The organism is Bacillus coahuilensis m4-4 (assembly GCF_000171615.1).
GTDB classification, from domain to species: Bacteria; Bacillota; Bacilli; order Bacillales; family Bacillaceae_K; genus Bacillus_T; species Bacillus_T coahuilensis.
The window spans coordinates 25,553-47,647 of sequence record NZ_ABFU01000007.3 but is presented as its reverse complement, the minus strand read 5'-3'; the positions used below and the strand labels follow the sequence as shown (position 1 = coordinate 47,647).

The 22,095-nt window shown below is 40.4% G+C and carries 21 protein-coding genes and 2 pseudogenes; 4 read left to right on the top strand and 19 right to left on the bottom strand.

Annotated features, from left to right (window positions below):
- Positions 1-216: 216 nt before the first annotated feature.
- From M44_RS01410 to M44_RS25730, 5 genes and pseudogenes are all read right to left on the bottom strand, one after another.
- Positions 217-921 (bottom strand): DNA glycosylase, encoded by a 705-nt coding sequence (locus tag M44_RS01410; protein ID WP_010170217.1) that lies wholly within the window; start codon positions 919-921, stop codon positions 217-219.
- Between the two features lie 184 nt (positions 922-1,105).
- Positions 1,106-1,681, bottom strand: a pseudogene (locus M44_RS19605) (bifunctional transcriptional activator/DNA repair enzyme AdaA).
- 553 nt (positions 1,682-2,234) lie between these two features.
- Positions 2,235-2,729: a methyl-accepting chemotaxis protein gene (locus M44_RS27710; RefSeq protein WP_420167084.1), complete on the bottom strand. Its 495-nt coding sequence runs from the start codon at positions 2,727-2,729 to the stop codon at positions 2,235-2,237.
- Between the two features lie 250 nt (positions 2,730-2,979).
- Complete coding sequence (locus M44_RS26650) at positions 2,980-3,150, bottom strand: hypothetical protein (RefSeq protein WP_010170211.1); 171 nt, start codon at positions 3,148-3,150, stop codon at positions 2,980-2,982.
- 11 nt (positions 3,151-3,161) lie between these two features.
- The gene (locus tag M44_RS25730; RefSeq protein WP_010170209.1) at positions 3,162-3,572 is read right to left on the bottom strand and encodes a hypothetical protein; all 411 of its coding nucleotides are present in this window, start codon (positions 3,570-3,572) and stop codon (positions 3,162-3,164) included.
- Positions 3,573-3,774: 202 nt separating this feature from the next.
- Here M44_RS25730 and M44_RS01395 point away from each other — a divergent pair, with 202 nt between their 5' ends.
- From M44_RS01395 to M44_RS01380, 4 genes are read left to right on the top strand one after another with little or no spacing between them, the layout of a single operon-like run.
- Entirely contained in the window at positions 3,775-4,821 is a 1,047-nt protein-coding gene (locus M44_RS01395; protein ID WP_010170207.1) for an iron-siderophore ABC transporter substrate-binding protein, read from the top strand.
- On the top strand, positions 4,822-5,856 hold the full coding sequence (locus M44_RS01390; protein ID WP_010170206.1) for a FecCD family ABC transporter permease: 1,035 nt from the start codon (positions 4,822-4,824) through the stop codon (positions 5,854-5,856).
- The gene (locus tag M44_RS01385) at positions 5,853-6,884 is read left to right on the top strand and encodes a FecCD family ABC transporter permease (protein WP_010170204.1); all 1,032 of its coding nucleotides are present in this window, start codon (positions 5,853-5,855) and stop codon (positions 6,882-6,884) included. Before M44_RS01390 ends, M44_RS01385 begins: the two co-directional genes overlap by 4 nt.
- Entirely contained in the window at positions 6,884-7,714 is an 831-nt protein-coding gene (locus tag M44_RS01380) for an ABC transporter ATP-binding protein (protein WP_010170202.1), read from the top strand. Before M44_RS01385 ends, M44_RS01380 begins: the two co-directional genes overlap by 1 nt.
- A gap of 246 nt (positions 7,715-7,960) precedes the next feature.
- On the opposite strand, the gene M44_RS01375 is transcribed toward M44_RS01380, so the two are convergent.
- The 14 genes and pseudogenes from M44_RS01375 to M44_RS01315 all read right to left on the bottom strand — a co-directional run bounded on the left by M44_RS01375 (position 7,961) and on the right by M44_RS01315 (position 22,093).
- A complete protein-coding gene (locus tag M44_RS01375) occupies positions 7,961-8,728 on the bottom strand; it encodes an ABC transporter ATP-binding protein (RefSeq protein WP_010170200.1) in 768 nt (255 codons plus the stop codon).
- On the bottom strand, positions 8,725-9,756 hold the full coding sequence (locus M44_RS01370) for a FecCD family ABC transporter permease (protein WP_010170199.1): 1,032 nt from the start codon (positions 9,754-9,756) through the stop codon (positions 8,725-8,727). Before M44_RS01370 ends, M44_RS01375 begins: the two co-directional genes overlap by 4 nt.
- A 49-nt stretch (positions 9,757-9,805) precedes the next feature.
- The gene (locus tag M44_RS01365; protein ID WP_010170198.1) at positions 9,806-10,807 is read right to left on the bottom strand and encodes an ABC transporter substrate-binding protein; all 1,002 of its coding nucleotides are present in this window, start codon (positions 10,805-10,807) and stop codon (positions 9,806-9,808) included.
- Positions 10,808-11,028: 221 nt separating this feature from the next.
- Entirely contained in the window at positions 11,029-11,325 is a 297-nt protein-coding gene (locus M44_RS01360; protein WP_010170197.1) for a hypothetical protein, read from the bottom strand.
- A 126-nt stretch (positions 11,326-11,451) separates the two neighbouring features.
- The gene (locus M44_RS01355; RefSeq protein ID WP_010170196.1) at positions 11,452-14,529 is read right to left on the bottom strand and encodes an efflux RND transporter permease subunit; all 3,078 of its coding nucleotides are present in this window, start codon (positions 14,527-14,529) and stop codon (positions 11,452-11,454) included.
- 102 nt (positions 14,530-14,631) lie between these two features.
- Positions 14,632-15,987: a sensor histidine kinase gene (locus tag M44_RS01350; RefSeq protein WP_010170195.1), complete on the bottom strand. Its 1,356-nt coding sequence runs from the start codon at positions 15,985-15,987 to the stop codon at positions 14,632-14,634.
- On the bottom strand, positions 15,980-16,657 hold the full coding sequence (locus tag M44_RS01345) for a response regulator transcription factor (RefSeq protein ID WP_010170194.1): 678 nt from the start codon (positions 16,655-16,657) through the stop codon (positions 15,980-15,982). Before M44_RS01345 ends, M44_RS01350 begins: the two co-directional genes overlap by 8 nt.
- Before the next feature lie 70 nt (positions 16,658-16,727).
- Positions 16,728-18,133, bottom strand: a pseudogene (locus M44_RS28655) (sugar phosphate nucleotidyltransferase).
- Positions 18,134-18,168: 35 nt separating this feature from the next.
- The gene (locus M44_RS01335) at positions 18,169-18,837 is read right to left on the bottom strand and encodes an EAL domain-containing protein (protein WP_010170193.1); all 669 of its coding nucleotides are present in this window, start codon (positions 18,835-18,837) and stop codon (positions 18,169-18,171) included.
- On the bottom strand, positions 18,834-19,748 hold the full coding sequence (locus M44_RS19590; protein WP_010170192.1) for a glycosyltransferase family 2 protein: 915 nt from the start codon (positions 19,746-19,748) through the stop codon (positions 18,834-18,836). The genes M44_RS01335 and M44_RS19590 overlap by 4 nt, the downstream gene beginning before the upstream one ends.
- A 7-nt stretch (positions 19,749-19,755) precedes the next feature.
- Positions 19,756-20,082: a glycosyltransferase gene (locus M44_RS24535; RefSeq protein WP_050770855.1), complete on the bottom strand. Its 327-nt coding sequence runs from the start codon at positions 20,080-20,082 to the stop codon at positions 19,756-19,758.
- Positions 20,079-20,918, bottom strand: a complete 840-nt coding sequence (locus tag M44_RS19585; RefSeq protein ID WP_050770854.1) for a glycosyltransferase family 4 protein — start codon at positions 20,916-20,918, stop codon at positions 20,079-20,081. Before M44_RS19585 ends, M44_RS24535 begins: the two co-directional genes overlap by 4 nt.
- The gene (locus M44_RS01320; RefSeq protein ID WP_010170191.1) at positions 20,905-21,594 is read right to left on the bottom strand and encodes a hypothetical protein; all 690 of its coding nucleotides are present in this window, start codon (positions 21,592-21,594) and stop codon (positions 20,905-20,907) included. The genes M44_RS19585 and M44_RS01320 overlap by 14 nt, the downstream gene beginning before the upstream one ends.
- Positions 21,595-21,778: 184 nt before the next feature.
- Complete coding sequence (locus M44_RS01315) at positions 21,779-22,093, bottom strand: hypothetical protein (protein ID WP_155814865.1); 315 nt, start codon at positions 22,091-22,093, stop codon at positions 21,779-21,781.
- Positions 22,094-22,095 lie beyond the last annotated feature (2 nt).

Genomic DNA, 22,095 nt, shown 5'->3' with positions numbered 1-22,095 from the left:
GAATTATGTAGGGAATTATGTAGGGGACAGGGACTTTGTCCTTTTAATAAGAGGGTCTGAAAAAACAAAAGAAATATGAGGGGTGTGGGGTTGGAGCACTGATATGTGTTTCTGTAGCTGTTCGTATAAGGAGGTAGTTGTTAAAATTTGAAGAATTTTGGGTGGATAATGTTACACGTACATGGGCTGGTAGGAGGGACAAGGTCCCTGTCCCCCTTAAAGTGAGTGCCAGAGGTAGAAGGTGGCGTAGGCTTCCCAGCCCTTCCAGTTCTCACCCATTGCTTTTGTCTCTTCTATGGTCGGCTTTCGATCAAGGCCAAGCTGGTTCTTTAATGCGTTGTGTAGTCCCACATCAGCGACGGGAAATGCAGTGGTTCGATGCAGGCATTTCATCATGGCGTAATCTGCCGTCCACGGTCCGATGCCTCTTTTACTTGTTAGTGCTTTTCTAATGAGATCATCATCTTGTATTTCAAGCAACTCTTCTTTCACTAATCCTCCACTCGCTAACGTTTTCGCAAGCTCTATAATGTATGCAGCTTTTCTGTTCGTAAATTGCAGCGTTCGTAAATCCTCTACGCTAAGTTCAGCAATTGTTTCAGCTGAGGGGTACAACCAATATGGTTCTTCTTCAAAGGATAAGTACTCGCCATATTGCTCTACAAAGCGTTTTTTTAACGTGTATGCAAACGTTAAGTTTATCTGCTGACCCATTATAGCCCACGAAAGCACCTCAAATAGATCAGGAATACACATGATGCGTAAGCCTGCGTACTTTTGTACAAGGTCTCTAAGTATATCGTCCTGAGTGGCTAGTTGATAAAATTCCTCCAAATCTTGATCCATATCAAACCACTCCCAAATATACTTGGCAACTTGTTTACGAGCTACTGTATAAGGGGGAGCCGTTGGAAATTCCACCACAAACCTCCCGTCTAAGAAACTTATTTTACAAAGTAAAAGGACGTCTTGTACCTGTAGCAATTTATACACCGTCTCTCCTTTTACCCTATGAAGAATTTCTAGTGGAGACCTGTTTAAAAATTGTAGACACTCACTAAAGTTAAATTCTTTCGGGGGAAATAGTTCTATATACGTTTCACAATCACTCCAGTTCATCGCTTTGTTCCTTTCGAAATTCATTTGGGGAATAGCCCTTCACTTTCCGAAACGTTTTATAAAAGTTAGACAGACTCTGGAATCCTGACTCATAACAAATGTCGCTGTTTTTAAGCGCAGTGGTTTTAAGCAGATGGGCGGCCCGGTCTATGCGAATTTTCTCAAGATAGGAACGGGGTGTTTCGTTTGTTTCCTTTTGAAACAAACGCTCCAAATAATAAGGGCTTACCCCCACATGATTAGCTACGTCCCCTAACCGAATCGACTGCTTCAAATGATTCACCAGGTAGGCAATAACCTTTCGTATCAATTCAGTTTGAAGAGATTGACTCGCACGGGGCTGACATCTCTTACACGCTCGGCATCCAGCTTGCTCCACCTCACTTATTTCATCTTAAAATAGGACATTCACCTTTTTAGGCTTTCGAGACCTGCAGGATGGGCGACAGTAAATTTTTGTGGTTTTTACCGCGGTATAAAATAACCCATCATATTTTCGATCACACAGAATAATCTTCTCCCATTTTTCTTCAAAGGAAAGGGTTACTATACTGTTGGTCATATTGGTCTACCAGCCTTTCTATAAGGGGATTCACTCCGTTCAATTACGTTTATTGTAGCAAACATGCTATCTAAAAATCGTCCTCGATTTTGCTGTTATGGTCTGGACGGGAGGACCTTGTTTCGTAATGGAAATGTCCAAATGAGGAGCGGGACAAAAACCCTGTCCCTCATTTCTGCCTCATTTCTGAGACTCCAGAGGGATTGAAGGGACAGGTGAAACCCAGCAGAAAAGCGAGTGGAGATCAACAGGACATATTGTTAATTAGAAACAAACTTTACGAAAAGAGCCAAGCAAAAAGAACATAACATACGTATGTGATTACGCAAGCTATGTTCTATGTTCCTAATGTTTATCGTAACTTATGATGAAAAATTGGCTGTTCTATAAAGTTAAGTCTTCACGGGTTTAAAATGTTTTCTTCAAGGCGTTTGCTTTTTCCGAAGTCTCATTTAAATTTTGTGAGACTCTTATAAAATCTTCCCCTAAAGATTCGATTGTAGCGCTGACTTCTTCAATACCAGCAGTCGTCTGTTCAATAATAGCCGCTAATTCATTTGTCGAGCTTTCTATATTCTCTGATTTGTTTGTTACACCTTTTGATAAATCCTGAAACGTAAAAAACTCTTCGTTTAGATTTTTTAAGATGGTGCTTAAGTTTAGAAAATACGTTAACACTTCTGTTGCCGATTCGACACTTTTTTCTTATTTTCATGCTACTCGTATTCATATTATCAAGTGCATTTGAGTTGCTGTTGTTCACTTCAGCTAAATTTTTGGTAATTTTAATGGTCGTTTGATTGGTGGTTTCAGCGAGTTTTCTAATTTCCTCTGCAACAACTGAAAAGCCTTTACCAGCTTCCCCCGCCCTAGCAGCTTCAATAGAAGCATTTAGCGCTAACAAATTCGTTTGTTCTGCAATTTGCATGATGCTATTTGTAAATGAATTGGTTTCTTCTATTTTAGATGTTAGAACTTGGAACATAGTATTTAAATCTTGAATAACCGTGTGGAGTTCTGAAATTTCATCTGTAAGCTGTTTTACCATTTGTTCTCCATTAGCAGAAATTTCAGTAGCTTGTTGAGACTCGTGTGCTAGCTTTATGGAGGACTCATTCAACCTTTGCATATCTTTCAATGTATCGTTTGCGTTATGGGCAATCTCATTCACCTCTTCGCTTTGAGCCTGGCTACCAGAAGATATTTCTTGCACAGCAACTCTCATCTCATGATTAACCTGCAGATGGCTCTGCATTTGAGTATTAACCTGGTGAAGGTTCCCCACAATGCTTGTCACATTAGATTCTAACTCTACTTTCTTTTTCTTCTTTTACTTGAGCTTCTTTATTAATATCCTTTACAAATTCTTGAAGCTTTTTAAACTGAGCTTCGTTTAATGAGATTAAGACACCGATCGTCACTCCTAGTAAAAGGTACGTCATTAAAATACTTGGAAATGACTGTTCCATTAATTCTTTATCTAAACCGGAAGCAAAAAAGGAGTTAGTCCATAGAGCGATGAATCCCAAAGGATACCCCAATAAAAAAAATTACCTTTTTTAAATGGGATGGCAACATAAACAGTTATAAAATAAACTATGGCTAAATAATGGACAGAGCCACCAAACATAAGAATTCCGTAAAATACAGATCCAAGAAAAATAAGAATACTTACATATGTGAAGGCGCTATATTTTTTCCACACTTTCGTTAACAAAACGTATGCAACTGTGGCTATCATTAGCTGAAACCCGTAAATCATTGTTCTCGCAACTTCTCCACCTATTAGTGTATATACTGCACCCATAGTCGCTATTGCCATAAGTAAGCTATACATCAGTAGGTTTTTCTTTTTTATATCTTTTGTAACTAATTCAATGATTGAATTCATTTTTTTCCTCCAAGGAACTACAAATTTCGACACTAATCCAATTGTATAACTATAGTATTAAGTGATCACAGCAGGGATGTAAAGAAATAATAATTCAGAGGACAAAGTTCCTGTCCCCTATTGACAATGTTCTCTGGAGCGTTTACATTATTAMCTAGTGATAATCATTATCAACTAAAATCTTACAAGGCAGGTATTACATATGAAAAAGATCTCATTATTCCTTACTGTTATAATGTCAATGCTTCTTGCTCTTGTTGGGTGTGCTCAAGAAGAGCCGTCAACAACAGACACTTCAAATAATGAAGGCACAAATACGGAAGAAGCAGCAGACGCTTCCGGTTATCCAATTGTGATTGAACATGCTTTTGGTGAAACAACCATTGAAGAAAAGCCAGAACGTATTGCAACGATTGCTTGGGCAAATCATGATGTCGTGTTAGCTCTAGATGTTGTACCCGTTGGTTTCTCTGCGGCGAACTACGGTGTAGAAGAGGGAAGCAGCATTCACCCTTGGACACAAGAAAAATTAACAGAGCTTGGTGAAGAAAATCCGAACATCTATCAAGACACAGACGGTTTAGATTTTGAAGCCATTGCAGATTCTAATCCAGATGTTATTCTTGCAGCATATTCTGGTATCACACAAGAAGAGTACGACACGTTAAGTGAAATTGCTCCTGTTGTTGCGTACCAAGAAACTCCTTGGGTTACTTCTTGGCGTGAGCAAATTACGTTTAACTCCATGGGTATGGGAATGGCAGAAGAAGGCGAACAGTTAATTGCAGACACAGAGAAATTGATTGCAGATAAAGTGAGTGAATACCCTGAAATCGCTGGAAAAAAAGCGGCATTCGTGAGTATGGATGCAGCGGATCTTTCGAAGTTTTATATCTACTCAGCAGAGGATCCACGCGGGGAATTCTTAACTGAACTAGGGATGCTATATCCTGAAAGTATCTCAAGTCAAATGAGTGAAGATAGCTTCTACATTGAAGTAAGTGCTGAAAATGCAGATATGCTAAACGATGCTGACATTTTCGTATCCTACGGTGATGAGAATACATTAGCAGCTCTTCAAGCAGACCCGATCCTTGGTAAAATTCCAGCAGTAGAAAGAGGTTCAGTTGTCATCATTGGAAACGGAACACCACTTGCAGCTGCATTAAACCCTAATCCACTTGCGATTGAATACTCCATTGACGAGTACGTAACGTTAATCTCAGAAGCAGTGAACAAAGTAAACTAAATGGATACATCTTCCGTTACAAAACATATGCAGTGGCATGTACCGAAGAATTTCATGAAAGTACTCGTACTTTCTCTCGTTTTACTCGGTATCTGTATAGTAGCTTCACTTGCTTTTGGTTCTCGTACGGTTGGATGGAACGAGCTTGTCGATGGTTTGTTCTATCCTGAAGTACAGTCCCACGGAGCATTAGTCGTGCGCCAAAGAATCGCTAGAACTGTCTTTAGTCTTATGTGCGGAGCTGCACTCGGGGTTTCTGGAGCCTTGATGCAGTCGGTCACGCGCAATCCTATTGCAGATCCTAGTATTTTAGGAGTGAACACAGGGGCGGCGTTGTTCGTCGTGTGTGGCATTTCCTTTTTCCAAATTGGCTCAGCCAGTGAATATATTTGGCTTGCTTTGGTAGGAGCCATACTAACTGCCATATTTGTATTCGGAATTGGTTCTATGGGGAGTGGCGGTGCCACGCCCCTTAAACTCGTTTTAGCGGGGGCTGCCACGAGTGCGGCGTTATCGTCACTTACGATGGCTGTCATGATTCCGCGCACGAATGTTATGGACCAATTTCGATTTTGGCAGGTTGGAAGTGTAGGGGCTGGCAACTGGGATTCGATCACTCTCTTTGTTCCGTTTCTACTCGTTGGGCTTTTGATCGCACTTTTCACAGGACCTGCTTTAAATGCCTTAGCCTTAGGGGACGAGGCGGCCTCTGGGTTAGGCGTACGAACGGGCACCCTACGACTGGTTGCTTCGTTTAGTGGCGTTATTTTATGCGGGGCGGCAACAGCTTTAGCCGGTCCGATAGGCTTTATTGGGCTACTCGCCACCCACTTAGTTCGCCTAGTGATTGGTCCTGATCTACGTTTTGTGATTCCCATGTCTGCACTATCTGGTGCCATTATTTTAACCATATCAGATGTATGCGGCAGACTTCTTGGCAGTCCTGGAGAGCTTGAAGTCGGCGTCGTTACCGCATTTATTGGCGCTCCAATCCTTATCCTACTAACTATGAAAGCGAAAATGCGTGCGTTATGATGAACGAATCCCTAGACCTAATTATGGTAGGTCGAAAAAAGAGAATACGTCGTTATGTCGTCGTGACATCTTTACTTGCCCTCATTGCCTTTGGGCTTTGCTGTGCAATGCTCATGCTTGGGAATACGATTTATCCTATTCAGGATGTGATTCGTGTTTTACTTGGGGAGGATGTAAAAGGGGCCACGTTTGCCGTTGGGACGATCCGTTATCCACGTATGGTGGCAGGATTGTTCGCTGGTTTTGCCTTCGGAGTAGGTGGGACGGTGTTCCAGACAATGCTACGGAATCCGTTAGCCAACCCAAATGTGATTGGCATTACCGCAGGTTCTAGTGCCGCTGCTGTGTTCTGTATCATCGTTTTACACGCAAGCAACACGGTCGTATCCTTTGCCTCAGTGCTTGGTGGACTTGGAACGGTTTTTATTATTTTTCTATTATCGAATCGCACCGCGTTTTCCATTGGACGATTAATTTTAATTGGAATTGGGATTCAAGCGATGTTGAATGCCTTTATATCGTATTTGCTTCTGATTGGCCGGGAACATGATATACCTACAGCGATGAGATGGTTAAGTGGAAGCTTGAATGGGGCGAAAATAGAGCAACTGACGCCTTTCATCATTACGGTCCTTATCTTTACGCCTATTATTCTAGCGCTTGGGAAGCGATTAGAGATGCTCGAGCTTGGGGAGCAGGCGGCGACGTCTCTTGGAATTCATACCAATCAAACGAGATTGCTGCTTATTGTTAGTTCCGTCCTCATGATTGCCTTTGCAACGGCGGCGACAGGTCCTATTGCCTTTATTGCTTTCCTTGCAGGTCCAATCGCTAAAAGGCTTGTGGGCGCTGGGTTTTCTTCTATTTTACCAGCGGGTCTTGTAGGGATCATTTTAGTGTTAGCGTCTGACCTAATTGGACAATTTGCGTTCACTGCGAGATATCCTGTTGGGGTGATTACTGGAATTGTGGGGGCTCCGTACTTACTCTATCTGCTAATTCGAATGAATCGAAAGGGTGACTTATAATGAATCCGACACATATATTTCGATCTGAAGGCATTACGGCTGGATATGATCATAAAACCATTCTCCATAATGTGAGCTTAACGATTCCAAGTAATCAAATCAGCATCATTATTGGATCCAATGGGTGCGGAAAATCAACCTTGCTGAAGACCATGGCTAGGCTGATAAAACCGACGTCTGGTCAGGTAACCCTTGACGGGAAACCCATTCATCATATCCCTCCTAAGCAATTAGCTCGTGTGTTGGGGCTTCTGCCTCAATCACCGATCGTACCGGAAGGAATTACAGTAGCTGACCTCGTCGGACGCGGACGCTATCCTCACCAATCCTTTTTAAAAGGCTGGAGCAAAGAGGATTATGCAGCCGTGACGGAAGCGATGGACATGATGAACATCACAGAATTTGCGGACCGGCATATTGATGAGCTGTCCGGTGGTCAACGTCAGCGCGTCTGGATTGCGATGGCTCTTGCTCAGCAAACCGACATTCTATTTCTAGATGAACCCACCACGTATTTAGATATTACGTATCAAGTGGAAATTCTTGATTTGCTGACAGACATCAATTGTAAGCGCGGAACCACCATTGTCATGGTTCTTCATGATATCAACCTCTCTGCCAGATACGCAGATCATATCTTTGCCCTACACGAAGGAAAGCTAGTCTCAGAAGGACACCCTTCAGACATCATCACAAGCTCCCTCATCCAAGACATATTTGGACTACAGTGTATGGTCACAGAAGACCCCGTATCCGGCTCACCGTCTGTCGTCCCAATCGGCAGACACCACACGCAGGACGTGGGGACAGGGACTTTGTCTCGTTTATAAACTGGGAAGACGAAAGAGACCGAGGGTGGTCTCTTTTTTTATTGGAAGTCTCCTTGCATTTGCTGTATCCTGACTAAAAATACGTGGATTACTGTGTAGAAAAGTGAGATCAATTGCTCAAAGTCTCATAGAAACGTTTTGGCAAACTAAACTAAAAAAGAAGAGGTTGCCCCCTTCTTTTCCTTTAAAATATAAACCTTTCAAAACGAAAAAATGAATACTAACAAGACAAAGTCCCTGTCCCCTTCAATCTACTGCTCCCAGAAAGGTGATTTGTAGTTTGTTTACGGGATGTTCTACGATTTGAGCATTGACACGAAAAACGCTTTTAAGTATATCTTCCGTTAACACCTTACGAGGAGATCCTTGTGTAACAACGCTTCCGTTATGCATGACAATTATTCGATCACACACGCGAGCAGCCAAGTTTAAATCATGCAAGGCTGCAACGGTTGTCAGTTGAAATCCTTTGATCATATCTAATAATTGAAGCTGATGATGAATATCTAAATGGTTGGTAGGTTCGTCTAACAACAAAATACTAGGCTGTTGAGTAAGGGCTCTTGCAATCAGGACCCGTTGTTTTTCTCCACCTGATAGCTGACTATATGGCTGCCGACGTCTCTCCCATAGTCCTACAGACTGAATAGAATTATTCATACACTCCACATCTTCTCTAGAATCTCCCTCGAACAAGCGCTTATGTGGAGACCTTCCCATCATCACCATTTCTTCTAGTGAAAAATCATAATTCTCATCATGCTCTTGCATCAATACAGCCATTTCTTTAGCAAGATCTTTTATACGTATAATAGAAGTGGGTTTATCATGAATGTAAACAGAACCAGAGCTTAACAATTTTTCCTGATACAAGGACTTTAATAAGGTTGTTTTACCGCTTCCATTTGGCCCAACAATCCCGACAAATTCACCCTTCGCTACACCCAAAGAAATATCGCGGATAATGGAACGGCTTTGAAGGTTCACATCGACATGTTCACACCTTACCGTCATTCCCCTCCACCTCCAAATGAATACGAGCCTCTTCTCAGTAGCCATATGAAGAACGGTCCACCGCATATCGCCGTGACTATGCCTATCGGTAATTCTTGAGGATCCAACACAATTCTTGCGACTACATCACACCATATGAGAAAGATTGCTCCTATTAACATACTAAATGGCAATACACGTATATGATTCGACCCAACTAGCAATCTCGCTATATGAGGGATCATTAAGCCGACAAACCCAATGGACCCACTGACAGCTACCAACACACCCGTCATAAGAGATACGATTAAAACGAGCACTATACGGAATCTCTCTACATCAACGCCCATACTCCCAGCCGTCTCTTCTCCCATTAAAAGAAGATTTAAATTTCTATACTGTAAAAGTAAATAAATAAACCCTACGCCTATGACAACACTTGGGATTGGGAGGTATATCCACTTTGCCCCTGACAAATTCCCTAGCATCCAGTAAAGAGCATTCTTAATCGCTTCTTCTCGAGGGGCGGAAATGACAATGTAATTGGTAACAGCTGATAATATCATCGACACCGCAATTCCGGCTAATAATATACGAGTAGTCGACATTCTTCCCTTTACTCTCGACAGAAGTAAGACGAGGAAAAGGGATAGTAGTGAACCTAAGAATGCAGCCATCGAAAGCGCATATTGACCGAATACCGAAAACGCCCCGAGTAAAATAACAAGGGTCGCACCAACCGAGGCTCCAGATGATACACCTAAAATATATGGGTCAGCTAATGAATTTCGAACAAGCGCTTGAATAGCCACTCCACAGATTGAAAGACCAGCACCTACAACAGCAGCTAACAGAACTCGAGGGAACCGGATGTCCCAAATGATATGGTAATGCGCAACAGACCAATCAGCCTCCACAAGTGTTGTCCCACCAGGAAAATGAGAAAGGACAATTCGCCATACAGTAAGGGGATGGATATCCACGGGCCCTGCTGTTATAGCAAATGTGACGGAAAGCAGTAATATAGCGAGCAGAACTCCATAAAACACTGATAGGACTCTAAATGAATAACGATTTTTTAACTATTTTTCGAGTTCCTTAGAAATTTTCAGGATAAAACCCTTTAGCTAAAAGCTCTACTGCATCATCATTTTGAATTCCTTCAAATACAGTTGAAAGGGGTAGAATAACAAAGCGCTCATTCTTAACAGCTTCGATACCTTGAAGCGCTGGATTTGTTAGAAGCTCTTCAATCTTATCTTCCGTTGGCACTTCAGAGTATTCATTAATGACAATCACTTCAGGATTACGCTCAACAAGCTCTTCCCAGCTTACTTCCGCCCATGTTTTTTCAATATCATCAAACACATTTTTTCCACCTGCTAGTTCAATTAAATGAGTTTCTAACGATTGAGCAGAAGTGAATAACGCTTCTCCCCCCATATCCATTACGGCAACCTTTAAGGGCTCCTGTTGATCCTTTACCTTTTCTTGAACAGAGGAGATGTTTTCATTCATTTCTGCGATAAGCTCTTCAGCGCGCTCTTCAATACCAAAAATGAGCCCTATTTGACGAATATCTTCATATACATCTTCCATCGTTGCTCCTGGCGTATACGTCCCTTTAGAAACAAGAACATCCACGCCATACTCTTCCAGTGCATCTGGAGTGCCAATAGCTGTATCTGTAAATGCGCTTTCTCTTCCGAACAAGAAGTCTGGCTCATATTCTAAAATGGCTTCTAACACAGGATAATTGTGATCAGATTGAGAAATCGTTGGAATTTGCTCATACGCTTCCTTTACCTCTGCTGATACTTCACTTTCATGACCCACTACTTTTGCCACTATTTTATCTTCTAATCCTAATGCTAATAGGATCTCTGTTGTATGATCATTCGTACTAATTATTTTACTTGGCGTTTCTTCCACAACAAATTCACGGTTATAGTTGGTAATCGTGACTCCCTCTTTTTCTTCTGTAACGGTCGATTCAACAGATTCCATCTCTACTTTTTGCTCTACTTTTTCCCCTTGACCACACGCTCCAAGTAAAAGCGCCGTGCTCACAGCCATAAATAATACGTTTCTTCTATTCATTTCTACTTCTCCCTTATCCTCTATTCTTTTTTCACATAGAAGAAATTATAAAATGAAATTGTGAGAAAAGAATGAAATTACTGTGAGACAAATGAAAAATAGACACAGGGACAGGGACTTTGTCTTCAGATAGACACAGGGAGATAGACACAGGGACAGGGACTTTGTCTTCAGATATTCACATACCTGCCGGACAAAGTCCCTGTCCCCTAAAATGTCCCCTAAAATTTCTTAATCGGCAAAAATGTGTTAAAAATGCCTATAAATTTCATTTCTTTTCCCTTAAATTCTGTGCTATGTACTGTAAAAAACAGATAGTCAGCATGTTCTGTATTAGTATTCACTAATTGTTCTCCAAACATTTCTAAAGCAAGCTCTTCTAGAGGCTGATCTGATCCAATTCTCTCGCTCATTACCCCTAAAACCCATAGGGTGTACCTATCTTCTGTTGGTTTTGTAAGGTACATGCTTACTAATAGTATCAACACTAGAGAACCAACGATTAACCACTTTTTCAACGATTTCCCTCCTAAGGAACAGGCAGAATGGACCATTCTGCCTGTCAGAGTATTATCCACTAAATGGATTGATTACGGTTGTTTTTGGTCAACATTCTTTTAAACTGCAAAGGCATCTAAGCATCGTTAGGACAATCTTCTCCATTTACCCACAAGGCTGTACAGGACTGGTATGAAGATTAGGGTGAGTAACGTACTGGTCGTAAGTCCTCCGATCACGGTAATGGCTAAGCCTTTGGAGATCACTCCTGATGAAGAAGTGGATACCGCTAGTGGAACCAGTGCTAAAATCGTCGCAAGTGCTGTCATGATAATTGGACGGAATCGCGTTTTACACGCTTCAACCACCGAATGCTCTAACGCCATTCCATTCTTGCGATTAGCTTCGACACGATCTAGCATGACCACCGCATTCGTTACGACAATTCCAATTAACATCAGCATCCCAATCATGCCACTCATCGATAACGTTTCACCTGTGATTAATAAGGCTCCAAGTGAACCAATGGGCACAAATATGAGGGAGGATAGTATAACAAATGGTGTAATGATCCCGCCGTATGTGATGGTTAACGTTAAGAACACAAGAGCTACCGCAATCATCATGGCCTGACCGAGATCACCGAATCCTTCTGTCATCATTTCTTGTCCACCACCAACGACCCATTCCACTTCTTCTGAAAGGGCTAGCGCCGCTAAATCCTCTTCTACTTGTTCCGTAGCTTCTCCAACCTGTTCGCTTACACTTTCTGCTGACAATGTATAAGCTACCTTCCCATCTTTGTGCTGAATCGTCGCAGGAATTAGTTGTTCCTCAATCGTTGCCAGCTGTGATAATGGTTGAGGTCCTTGTGATGTTAGGATCTCTGTACTCTCTAATCCCTCTAGGTCTTGAACTAATTCCTCATACTTCACAAACACTTCCATCTCTTGATCCCGAACGTCCATCACACCGACAGACACTTCATTCATTTTCTCATAGATTTGCTGATAGATCGTATAGTGATCCACCCCAAATTGAGCGGCTTCCTCTCGTAATTCAATCGTGTATTTCGTTTGGAGCTGCTCAGCACTACTAGTGACCTGTGTTAATTGGTCATTTTCACGTAATACATCCTCCACTTGATTGGCGGCATCTAGTAAGGCTTCTCCGCTTTCACTATATAGTGTGACATCAATCGTTTTTCCAGAAGGTGGTCCCTCCTGCTGGATCTCTTGCGTTCGAACGGTGCCGTCTTCGTATTGATTCACCACCATGGCGGAAATCTCTTGTTCTAGTTCTTCTCTTTCTGTTGTAACCGTATATCCTTCTTTTAATTGGATATAAAATGTGGCGTTATACTCTGTTGATGCTTTTAGATTTAATGGATTAGAAGACTGGGGTAACCCCACTGAACCTTGAACATACTGAACGGAAGGATCCTCCATGAGCATTTGTTCAATTTCTTTAGCTAGCTCATTTGTTTTTTCTAAGGTTGTGGAAGCAGGAAGTTCAACTTCTGCTTCTAATGCACTAGCAGGGCCACTCGGTAAGAAGGATTTCCCAATGGAAGGTACCATCAGAAGGGCTCCAGCAAGTAAAATAAAGGCACTTACCATGACCATCCATTTCCGGTTCATCGACCCCTTTATTACAGAGTGATAAGCCTTTTGAATCCGTCCTTCCTTTTCAAAAGAATCGTGATTTCCTTCTTTTAATAGTGCTAAGGCCAAAACTGGTATAAGCATAAACGCTACTAATAGTGAGATCGTAATGGATGTGACGACGGCAATGGAAAAAGGTTTAAAAAACTCTCCAACAATTCCTCCTACAAATGCTAACGGTAGAAACACAACAATCGATGCTATTGTGGAGGAGGTAACTGCGCCAATCACTTCATTTGTCGAACGATAAATCAATTCCCTTTTGGTTAGATCTTTCTTCTTTTGCATCCACTGGAATATGTTCTCAATGACGACAATGCTATCATCAACGATTCGTCCAACGGCAACAGCCATTCCCCCAAGGGTCATGATATTAAGCGAGTACCCAAAATAATCAAGAACGGCAATCGTCCCCAGAATGGAAATAGGCAATGAAATGATGGCAATGATGGTTGCCCTTATATTTCTTAAGAATAATAGAATGATGATGATTGTAAATAGAGCACCGAATCCTCCTTCTTTTACTAAGGATTCGACCGATTTCTCTACTTCTTTTCCTTGATCAATAATTTCATACGTCGTGTAATCGTACGAACGATTAAACGCTCCTACCTCTTCTTTTACTAGCTCCACGACCTCTGCTGTATTGGCATCCTGAGTTTTTGTCAAGCTTACCATAATGGCCGGCTCCCCGTTATAACGAGTAAGACCATTTTCTTCTACCACTTCCTTGACCTCTGCCACTTCACCTAATGAAATAAACGTCGGTTGCTGTGGCACGGAACGATTAGAAGTGGCACCATTTGGTGGAACCACTTGCTGAGAATTCGTTACAGGAAGTTGAACGTCTTCTATGCTTTCAATCGTGGCTAGCTCTCCTTCTATACTGACGGGAATCTTACCTTCTTCTTGATCTAGACTACCAAGAGGTAACACGTAGTTCTGTTCATTCAAACTATTTTTAATACTTGTAACGGTTAAGCCCTTCTCTGCCGCTTTTTCCTCGTCCACATCCACTACTATTTTCGTTGTGGATGTACCTGAAACTCTCACATCACTTACTCCTGAAACAGCTTGAAGATTCGGAACAAGCGTGTCAGAAATCGTGCCTTGTAATTCGTTCAGTTCTTCAGCTGCAAATGCCACCTGATAGATTGGCTTCGCACTAGATGAAAGTCGTTTATATGTGAGAGTCACATCATCTGGAAGGCTCAGCTTGCTAATAGCGGACTGAATATCCCTTTCTTTTTCACCCATATCTTCATCAAAATCATAGCTCACCTGAACCATGGCGCTATTCTCTTGAGTGGTGCTCGTTAATTCTTCATAGGGTGCACTATTCTCAATCGCTTCCTCTATGGGCAGCGTCACATCCTGCTCCACTTCTTCCGAAGAATGATTCGGATAGACAGCTTGAATCATCAATGTCGGAATCTCTACATTTGGATAGGTTTCTAATTTAATGGTAGTAGTGGATAGTAAGCCTGTTGCCATAACAAATACGGCTAAAACAATCATGGCCACGCTGTTTTTTAAGTTAAACTGGATAAATTTTTTCATACTCAGCCGGTCTCCTTTCGTGTATGAGTTCACTTTAAAAGAGAAATGTGACCTGGATATGACCAAAACAAAAAAAGTCAAACTCCATTAGCGAGTTTGACGTTACTTGGGCAGCACTATATGAACCGAAGTACCCTTCCCTAGATTACTTTTAATTAAAATATCTCCCCCATGAATATCAATGATTTTCTTCACAATGGCTAAGCCTAATCCACTTCCCTGCCTTGTGGGCGTTCTCGCTTTATCCACCATATAAAATCGATCAAAAATATGGGGAAGGTCCTTTTCTCCAATACCAATTCCGGTGTCTGAAAACTCAACGTGTACCTCTCCTTGAACTTCCTTCACGTCTACTTTAATGTTGCCACCCTTATTGGAATATTTGATACTATTGGTGAGAAGATTGTGCCAAACTTGTTCTAACTGCAAACGGTCTGCGTGGATTTCAACCATTTGAATACCTTCTAAATCGAGTTCTAATTCTTTTTCAAGCCATTGTGGCTGGTGACTTAAGAAGACCTCTCGAATTTGCTGATCCAATCGGTAGGTTTCCTTTTCAACTAACGAGTCCATGTTTTCTAACACAGAAAGCTTTAACAAATTTTCACTAAGCTTGGCAAGCCTTTCACTTTCTTTTTGGATAATCGTTAAATAATGATGCTGTTGTTCTTTTGAAAATTCGTTTTCCTTTAGTGCTACAGCAAATCCTCTAATAGAGGTTAAAGGAGATTGTAGATCATGGGAGACATTGGATATAAATTCTTTTCGCATGGTTTCAAGCTTCGTTAGTTCTGCTGTCATCACGTTAAAGCTTTTTGCCAATTCACCGATTTCATCTTTAGACCGGATGGATTCAATTTGCTTGAATTCACCCTTTGCTATTTTAGACGTTAAAGCGGTCAATTTTTTTATTGGCTTCACTAAAAAGTAGGCAGCCCCTAAATAAAGTACACTACCAATGAGTAACACATATGTTAAAACCGTTATAAGACCCTCTCTCAAAAAATTAACACGATCCACTATTCTTGGTTTTAAAAATAGGGCATATCTTTTTTCTCCATCTTTAAAAGGCAAACCAACATGAACCTTCTGCACTAGTCTTTTTTCTTTTTCATCCACCCGGTAGATGCCTCCGTTTAGAACTTTTTGGACATCCGCAGGGTCCGCTAATACACTCTCCTTATTTGGTCCAAACACCTTCACATCCCCGTCCTCTGAATAAAGAGCAATGTTAAAGGTAATAGTAGACACTCCAGCTAAGTAACCTTCTAGACCCTCTTGGCCCATGGACTTTTGGAGCTGAATCATGCCTTTGCCCGCTTCAATCATCTCTTGTTCAAACTCATTTAATATACGCTCTTGATAATGATTAAACGTAATAGAGAAAGCCGTGGTTACACTTATAACTACAACGAAAATGAACGTGATAATGACTCGAAAATATAATGAATTATGCATCCTTTGATACCTCTAATCGATAGCCCAGTCCCCTGATTGTGACGATATCAAAAGCCGTTTGCTGACTCAGCTTTTTTCTAATCTTTTTAATATGGGAATCCACCGTCCGATCAAAGCCATCAAAGTCACTTCCCCAAATCTCTTCAATTAACTGTTCTCGAGAAAAAACTTGACCTGGATGGCTAGCGAGCTTATGCAGGAGCTGAAACTCTTTTAACGGAAACGCTATAGGCTCTTGATCTATTGTGACTTCAACGCTTTTAGCATCAATCACTACATTCGCGATTGTCACTTTCTCATGTGTATTGATTTTATATCTTCTTAGCAACGCTTTGACCCTCATGATTAATTCATGAGGATCAAACGGCTTACTAATATAATCATCGGTTCCTTGCTGAAACCCTTTTATTTTATCTTCACTCTCGCCTTTTGCCGTTACCATTAAGATTGGCAAGTCATAAAGATCCCTAATTTCTCTACAAAGCTCCCACCCATTTTTGTTTGGCATCATCACGTCGATAAGACATAAATGGATGGTCTGCTGGGATAAAATAGAGGATGCTTCCTCCCCATCATTTGCTTCGAAAACGGTATATCCTTCTTTCTTTAAATATAAAGTAATCAGTTCCCTTATAAACTGGTCATCATCAGCGACTAAAATCGTGGCCAATTCCAACACCTCATTTCGTTCAAAATCATCCACCTAAGACAAGGGGGACAGGGACCTTGTCTCTCAACTTTTATACACTTACTATTCTCATAGTCGAATCAGTATAACCATCCTCGTGATTCCCGCAGATTTCTTCAATCTCTTCCCACGACATGTATAATCTAATAATATCTTCCTCAACTAATTGAGTGCCGGATTGGACTTCTATTATCTCTAGTTCTGAAATAGCTTTAATCGCATGCTTAGTACCAAGCGGGATGACTAGAACGTCTCCTGATTGGACAAGTCGAATAGTACCTTCAAACGCAAATAACCCTTCCCCTTTAATAATCGTCCAAACTTCGCTTCTAGCAAAATGTTTTTGGTAGCTTAGATTATAACCAGGCTTTATACTAATTCTTTTTGTCAAAACTTCATGACCATTTACCTGTCTTGCATGATCAAGAACTTTATACCATCCCCATCGTCTTTCTTCATACATTGGCCTAAGGGTATGATGCTTAAGAACCTCTTTGATGGTAGGACTGGAATCCTTTTCAGTCACTAGGATACCGTCTGGACTCACGGCCACTACGGTATTTTCAAGTCCAATCACAGCCACCGGAATATTCAGCTCGTTTACTACATGTGTGTTATGACAATCGTTTGATACATAACAATGGCCTATTTGTCGGGACCCCATTTCCTCTGTTAACGTATTCCAAGTTCCAAGATCCTTCCAAGGTCCATTATACGGGAGAGCCACGATTTGCTTAGCTTTTTCTAAAACCGCGTAATCAAAGCTAATTTTTTCAAGGTCTTTATAGACATGTAAAAGCTCATGATAATTCGTTGGAAGCTCCATTTCTTGCATCATTCTTACTAAAAAACCTAGTTTAAAAGCAAATACCCCACAGTTCCAATAGGCATGTTCACTAACTAATCTGGCAGCCTCTTCTGTTGTTGGTTTTTCTTTGAAATAACAAATGTTCAGATAATCCTCTTTATCCATTCGTTTTGGTACCATGTATCCATACTTTTCTGAGGGAAACAAAGGCGGTACCCCTATAAGGGCTAAATCTGCCTTAGAACGTATTAACAGGGTTTCTAATTCTGCCAATCTTTCAAAAAACTTGATTCCACATAAGGATCTATAGGTAACACGACCACTACTTCCTCTGTCCCCATCTTCTGTTCAGAATACAGATAGGATGCTGAAAGAAGCACAGCAGGAAACGTATCTCTTCTCTCGGGTTCAATCACCATGGACACATTTGTGCCTAGCTGACTATGTATCATATCAATTTGCGTAGAGTTCGTAGCTATTAGGGTAGATTGATGTAAATGAGCTTCTTTTAATTGCCTCCAAACTCTCTGGGCCATAGACTCAAGTGATCCATTATGTGGTAACACTTTTAGAAATTGTTTAGAACGTGCATCGTTTGAAAGGGGCCATAACCTTTTTCCAGACCCTCCAGATAGCAATATTAATTTCATATAATCCTCCTGTATTTACGATTCATTATTCCTCATCAAAACTCGCTAATTTCATGGACTAAAGTAGAATGATGAGGTTTACCTAGTAGAAACCCCTGTCCGAGGAAAATACCGCTTTCTAAAGTAATCTGGAGCTGTTCTTCTGTTTCGATACCTTCCATAATAACTTTAGTCCCCACTTCTTTTGCAAGCTTGCTTATCCCCCGTAGCAGAAGCTTTTTTCGAGGTGTTGGTCTCTGGATGAGACACCGTTCAAGTTTTAAATAATCCGGTCGCAGAATTTCGATTAACTCTAAGTTGGTGTATCCTTTACCAAAATCGTCAATTGCTATTTTCACTCCACGTTCCCTAAGCTGTTGGATAATAGATGGAAGGGAAGCTGTCTGAATTGGGACATGTTCAGTAAGTTCAATTACAATTGTCTCGATGGTATTGAAATCGTCTAAGTATTTCAAGACATGAGTGAAGGCATCTGGATGACAATTAATAAATAAGGGGTGAGTCGATTGATAGTTCCTAAGGGCTAGGAATCTCGCTTCCTGGTCTAGCTGAATAAGTTCTCCTTTTTTCTTAGCATCATCAAATAATTCAACAGGATTTTTATTTCCTCTTAATAGCGATTCGTATCCATATATTTCATTTGTTTGTAAATGCTTTATCACTTGGTAAGCGTTGGTTAATTGATAAGTTGCAATTACATTCATTTTCCACTCCTGCTTTGTCTAGTAGATAAAGTCCCAATCCCCCATTTATATACAACCGTTTTGACTGCAGAAAAAGTCAAAAGAGTATACATCATTACCATTCCGCCTGTAAGTAGGGGATGAGTGATGTAGTGAATTACATTTCTAGGATGATAGTAAACAGGTCTAAATAAGTACCATTTTTTAACCATATTTAGAATACCGCTGTCTTCAGTTTGAGCTGTCGTTTCCATCTTTTCAAAATAATATTCTTTCTTTTTAAGAATGTGTCCTAAGGTGACATAACCCTCATCGTGAAACACCCCCGTCACTGTAGCTCGCTTAATGGATCCACCTTGTTTTATATAGCGAAGAGTTGGTTGGATCTCTTCAAAGGCAATTTGTGCTTCGTGTAATTCTCCTGATTTTTCATATTCGGATAGCCTCCAGAAACGAGCAGCTTCAATCGAATTTTGATCAAGGCGTTCGCTTCCTTGATTAATGAGTGAACGCTCGAAAATTTTTACGCGTGTAAAGAAATTGGTGGAATCTGAATAAGGGATTTCTGGAATGACAAGTGCTCCTAGTGTTGGATCTTGATGAAAATACGCTAAGCAGCTGATAAAAAAACCTTCTAATAATTGCATGTCAGCATCGATAAAATATAAAAACTCTGCTCCTATTTCTTTTGCTTTATCAATGCTTGCTTTCCGCGCTTTCCCACGCTCTCCGTGAGGAAGAGAAATAATATGTAGCTTCTCAAATTTCACTGTCATTTCACGCAATATGTCTGGTGTATGATCCGTTGATCCATCATCTGCAACAATAACAACTAAGTGTTCGTAGTCTTGGTCAAGGATACTTTCTAGGCAAGCTTGGATATGTTTCTCATTATTATAAGTAGATAATGTAATGGCGATGGTTTGATTCATTTTAGGTCTACTCCTTTTGAATATGGTGATAAAGAATTTTGTCTTCAAATTGTTCAGCAGTCTTGGTCCAATCGAGACGTTTTGAAAAGACAAACGCATTTTGCACCATATTCTCGTAGTCTTCCACTTCTTCAATTACTTTCTTCATGTAGGAAACTATATATGTAGGTCCTCTCTGCTTTACTAAATAACCAGCTTTCCCAAATGCAATTGCATCTCTAACGCCAGGTGCATCATATACAATGCTAGGTGTGCCGCAAACGGCGGATTCGGAAATAGTTAAGCCCCAACCTTCTCGGATGGACGGGAACACAAGAGCATGGGCCCTACTCATGTACTCGATCTTTTTTTACTCGAAACAAATCCCATAAAGGAAACATCAACCTTATTGTCCGGTCTCCCATCTGTGATGGCATATGAGAGGGAGGATTTTATTAGCTCCTGTTCTATTGTTTTGGAGAAATACTCTTGATTAAAAGCACCAATTACCCAGAATTTGCTTTTTGGATACTCTTTATTAAACTCCCTATAGGCTACAAGGGCATCATGTATCCCTTTATATTTGGCCATACGACCTATATAAAGAAAGGTAGGGGTTTCTTCTTTTTGATAAAAATCTTCCTGTTTAAGTGGTGGAATGTCTAATCCTTCTGGTAGAATCGTCACATTATGGTCTCTGAAACCTATCTTCAACAAATCATGTTTTGTTGATTCTGATACCGTAATACAACGATCGTTTCTGTTTAACCATAGGAGGAGGGGTTCCAACACAAATCCTAAATAGTGAAAAGGAAATTTAGCATGGTAAAACCAAATTTCTCTAGTAAGTTGGTGGATAAAAAATACTCTTTTAGATCGTTTCACCCATAGGAAGGAAAAAAATCGATGCGTGTTACACTGATCAACAACATAGTGAATAATCTGATGATTTCTAAAATAAAAGTTAGCGCTATGATAAAGAACTGTGAACATATTACCTTTTCGTCTATACTCAATCCCGTCAATGACTTCAACTGAAAGTGTTCCAGAGTACTGAGGAGAAAAATGAGTCACTTGATGTCCTTTTTTAACTAGTCCTTTCATTAATTCATGGGTAAATGTTTCTGCTCCTCCTTTTAAGGGAGAACGAATATCTCTCCAAGAAAGAAATAGCAACCTATACTGTTTCATACAATCTTTCCTTTCTAAATTGTTGAATTAAAAGAGCGATAAAAATATACAAATTTAATCCTAAATGCGCTATGATTATGGATCTCATTGAACTATGACTGATGATTAGAATCATGAAATAAAGCAACAAACCCATAAAGAAAAGTTGAGTACTTCCGCTATGGCGCTGAGCAATTCTCGATTGAACGATTGTTTGAGAAAAGATAAAAAGTAGATAGGATGCTGCCACTACTCCTAATAGAGAATCTCCTTTCCCATACTGCTGTCCAAACAAAAAGGGAATACTTAGAGGCAATATCCATTGATAGACTAGTAGAATCGCACCACTTAGAGTTGCAATAAGAAGTACACTTTTTTGGGATAAAGAGGTTAGGGTCGGCTTATTAACAAAAAACGGAAAACAAAAAAGTACAAAGAGCTCGTCCCTAAAAAAAGACAAAATCTGAGCATATTTTTGGTAAATAGCATACTCACCACTTAAAGATGGATGAAGAATATGGATAGTAATCATATCAATAGCTGGAATCAAGTGAAAAAATAACTGCTGATAGAAAACTCCATAGTTGTCTTTTAAAAACTTTGGATAATGGTAGCCGTAAGTATACTGAATAATAGCAGGCTTTGATGTCCAATATTCCGATAGCAACTGACCGGCTAAGATGGCCGATAATATCAAATTAGGTTCACGAATCCACCAAATCGTACAAAATATGAAAAAAAGTTTAAAAGCTGATTCAATATACAAACTAACGGAAAAGGATAGGAATCTTTTTTCTCCTTGCAGATACCCTCTTTTATGACATAATACGATATGACTTAGAAATATAGTAAGGAATAGCAGGAAGGTAACCAGGATGGAGTCAAGTTCTACTACCCACAGAAGACAAAAAAAGTAGAACAATTAATCCTCTAAGAATGCGCTTCACATAGAGTTGAAGAAAATAAAATGCTCCTAAAGGCTCCGCCTTTTTCTCCACCACATACCGAGACGTGCTATATTGTACCGTCAAACCAATGATGAACATGACACTAAGTAGGGCTAAATAGAACCCTACTACTCCATATTCAGTTGGTTGAAACAATCTACTTAACATGATATGCATTAGGTAGTTTAGGCCAATCAGCGCCACATCCAAAAAGAGAAATAAGGAAAATGATTTTGTGTATTGTTTCATAG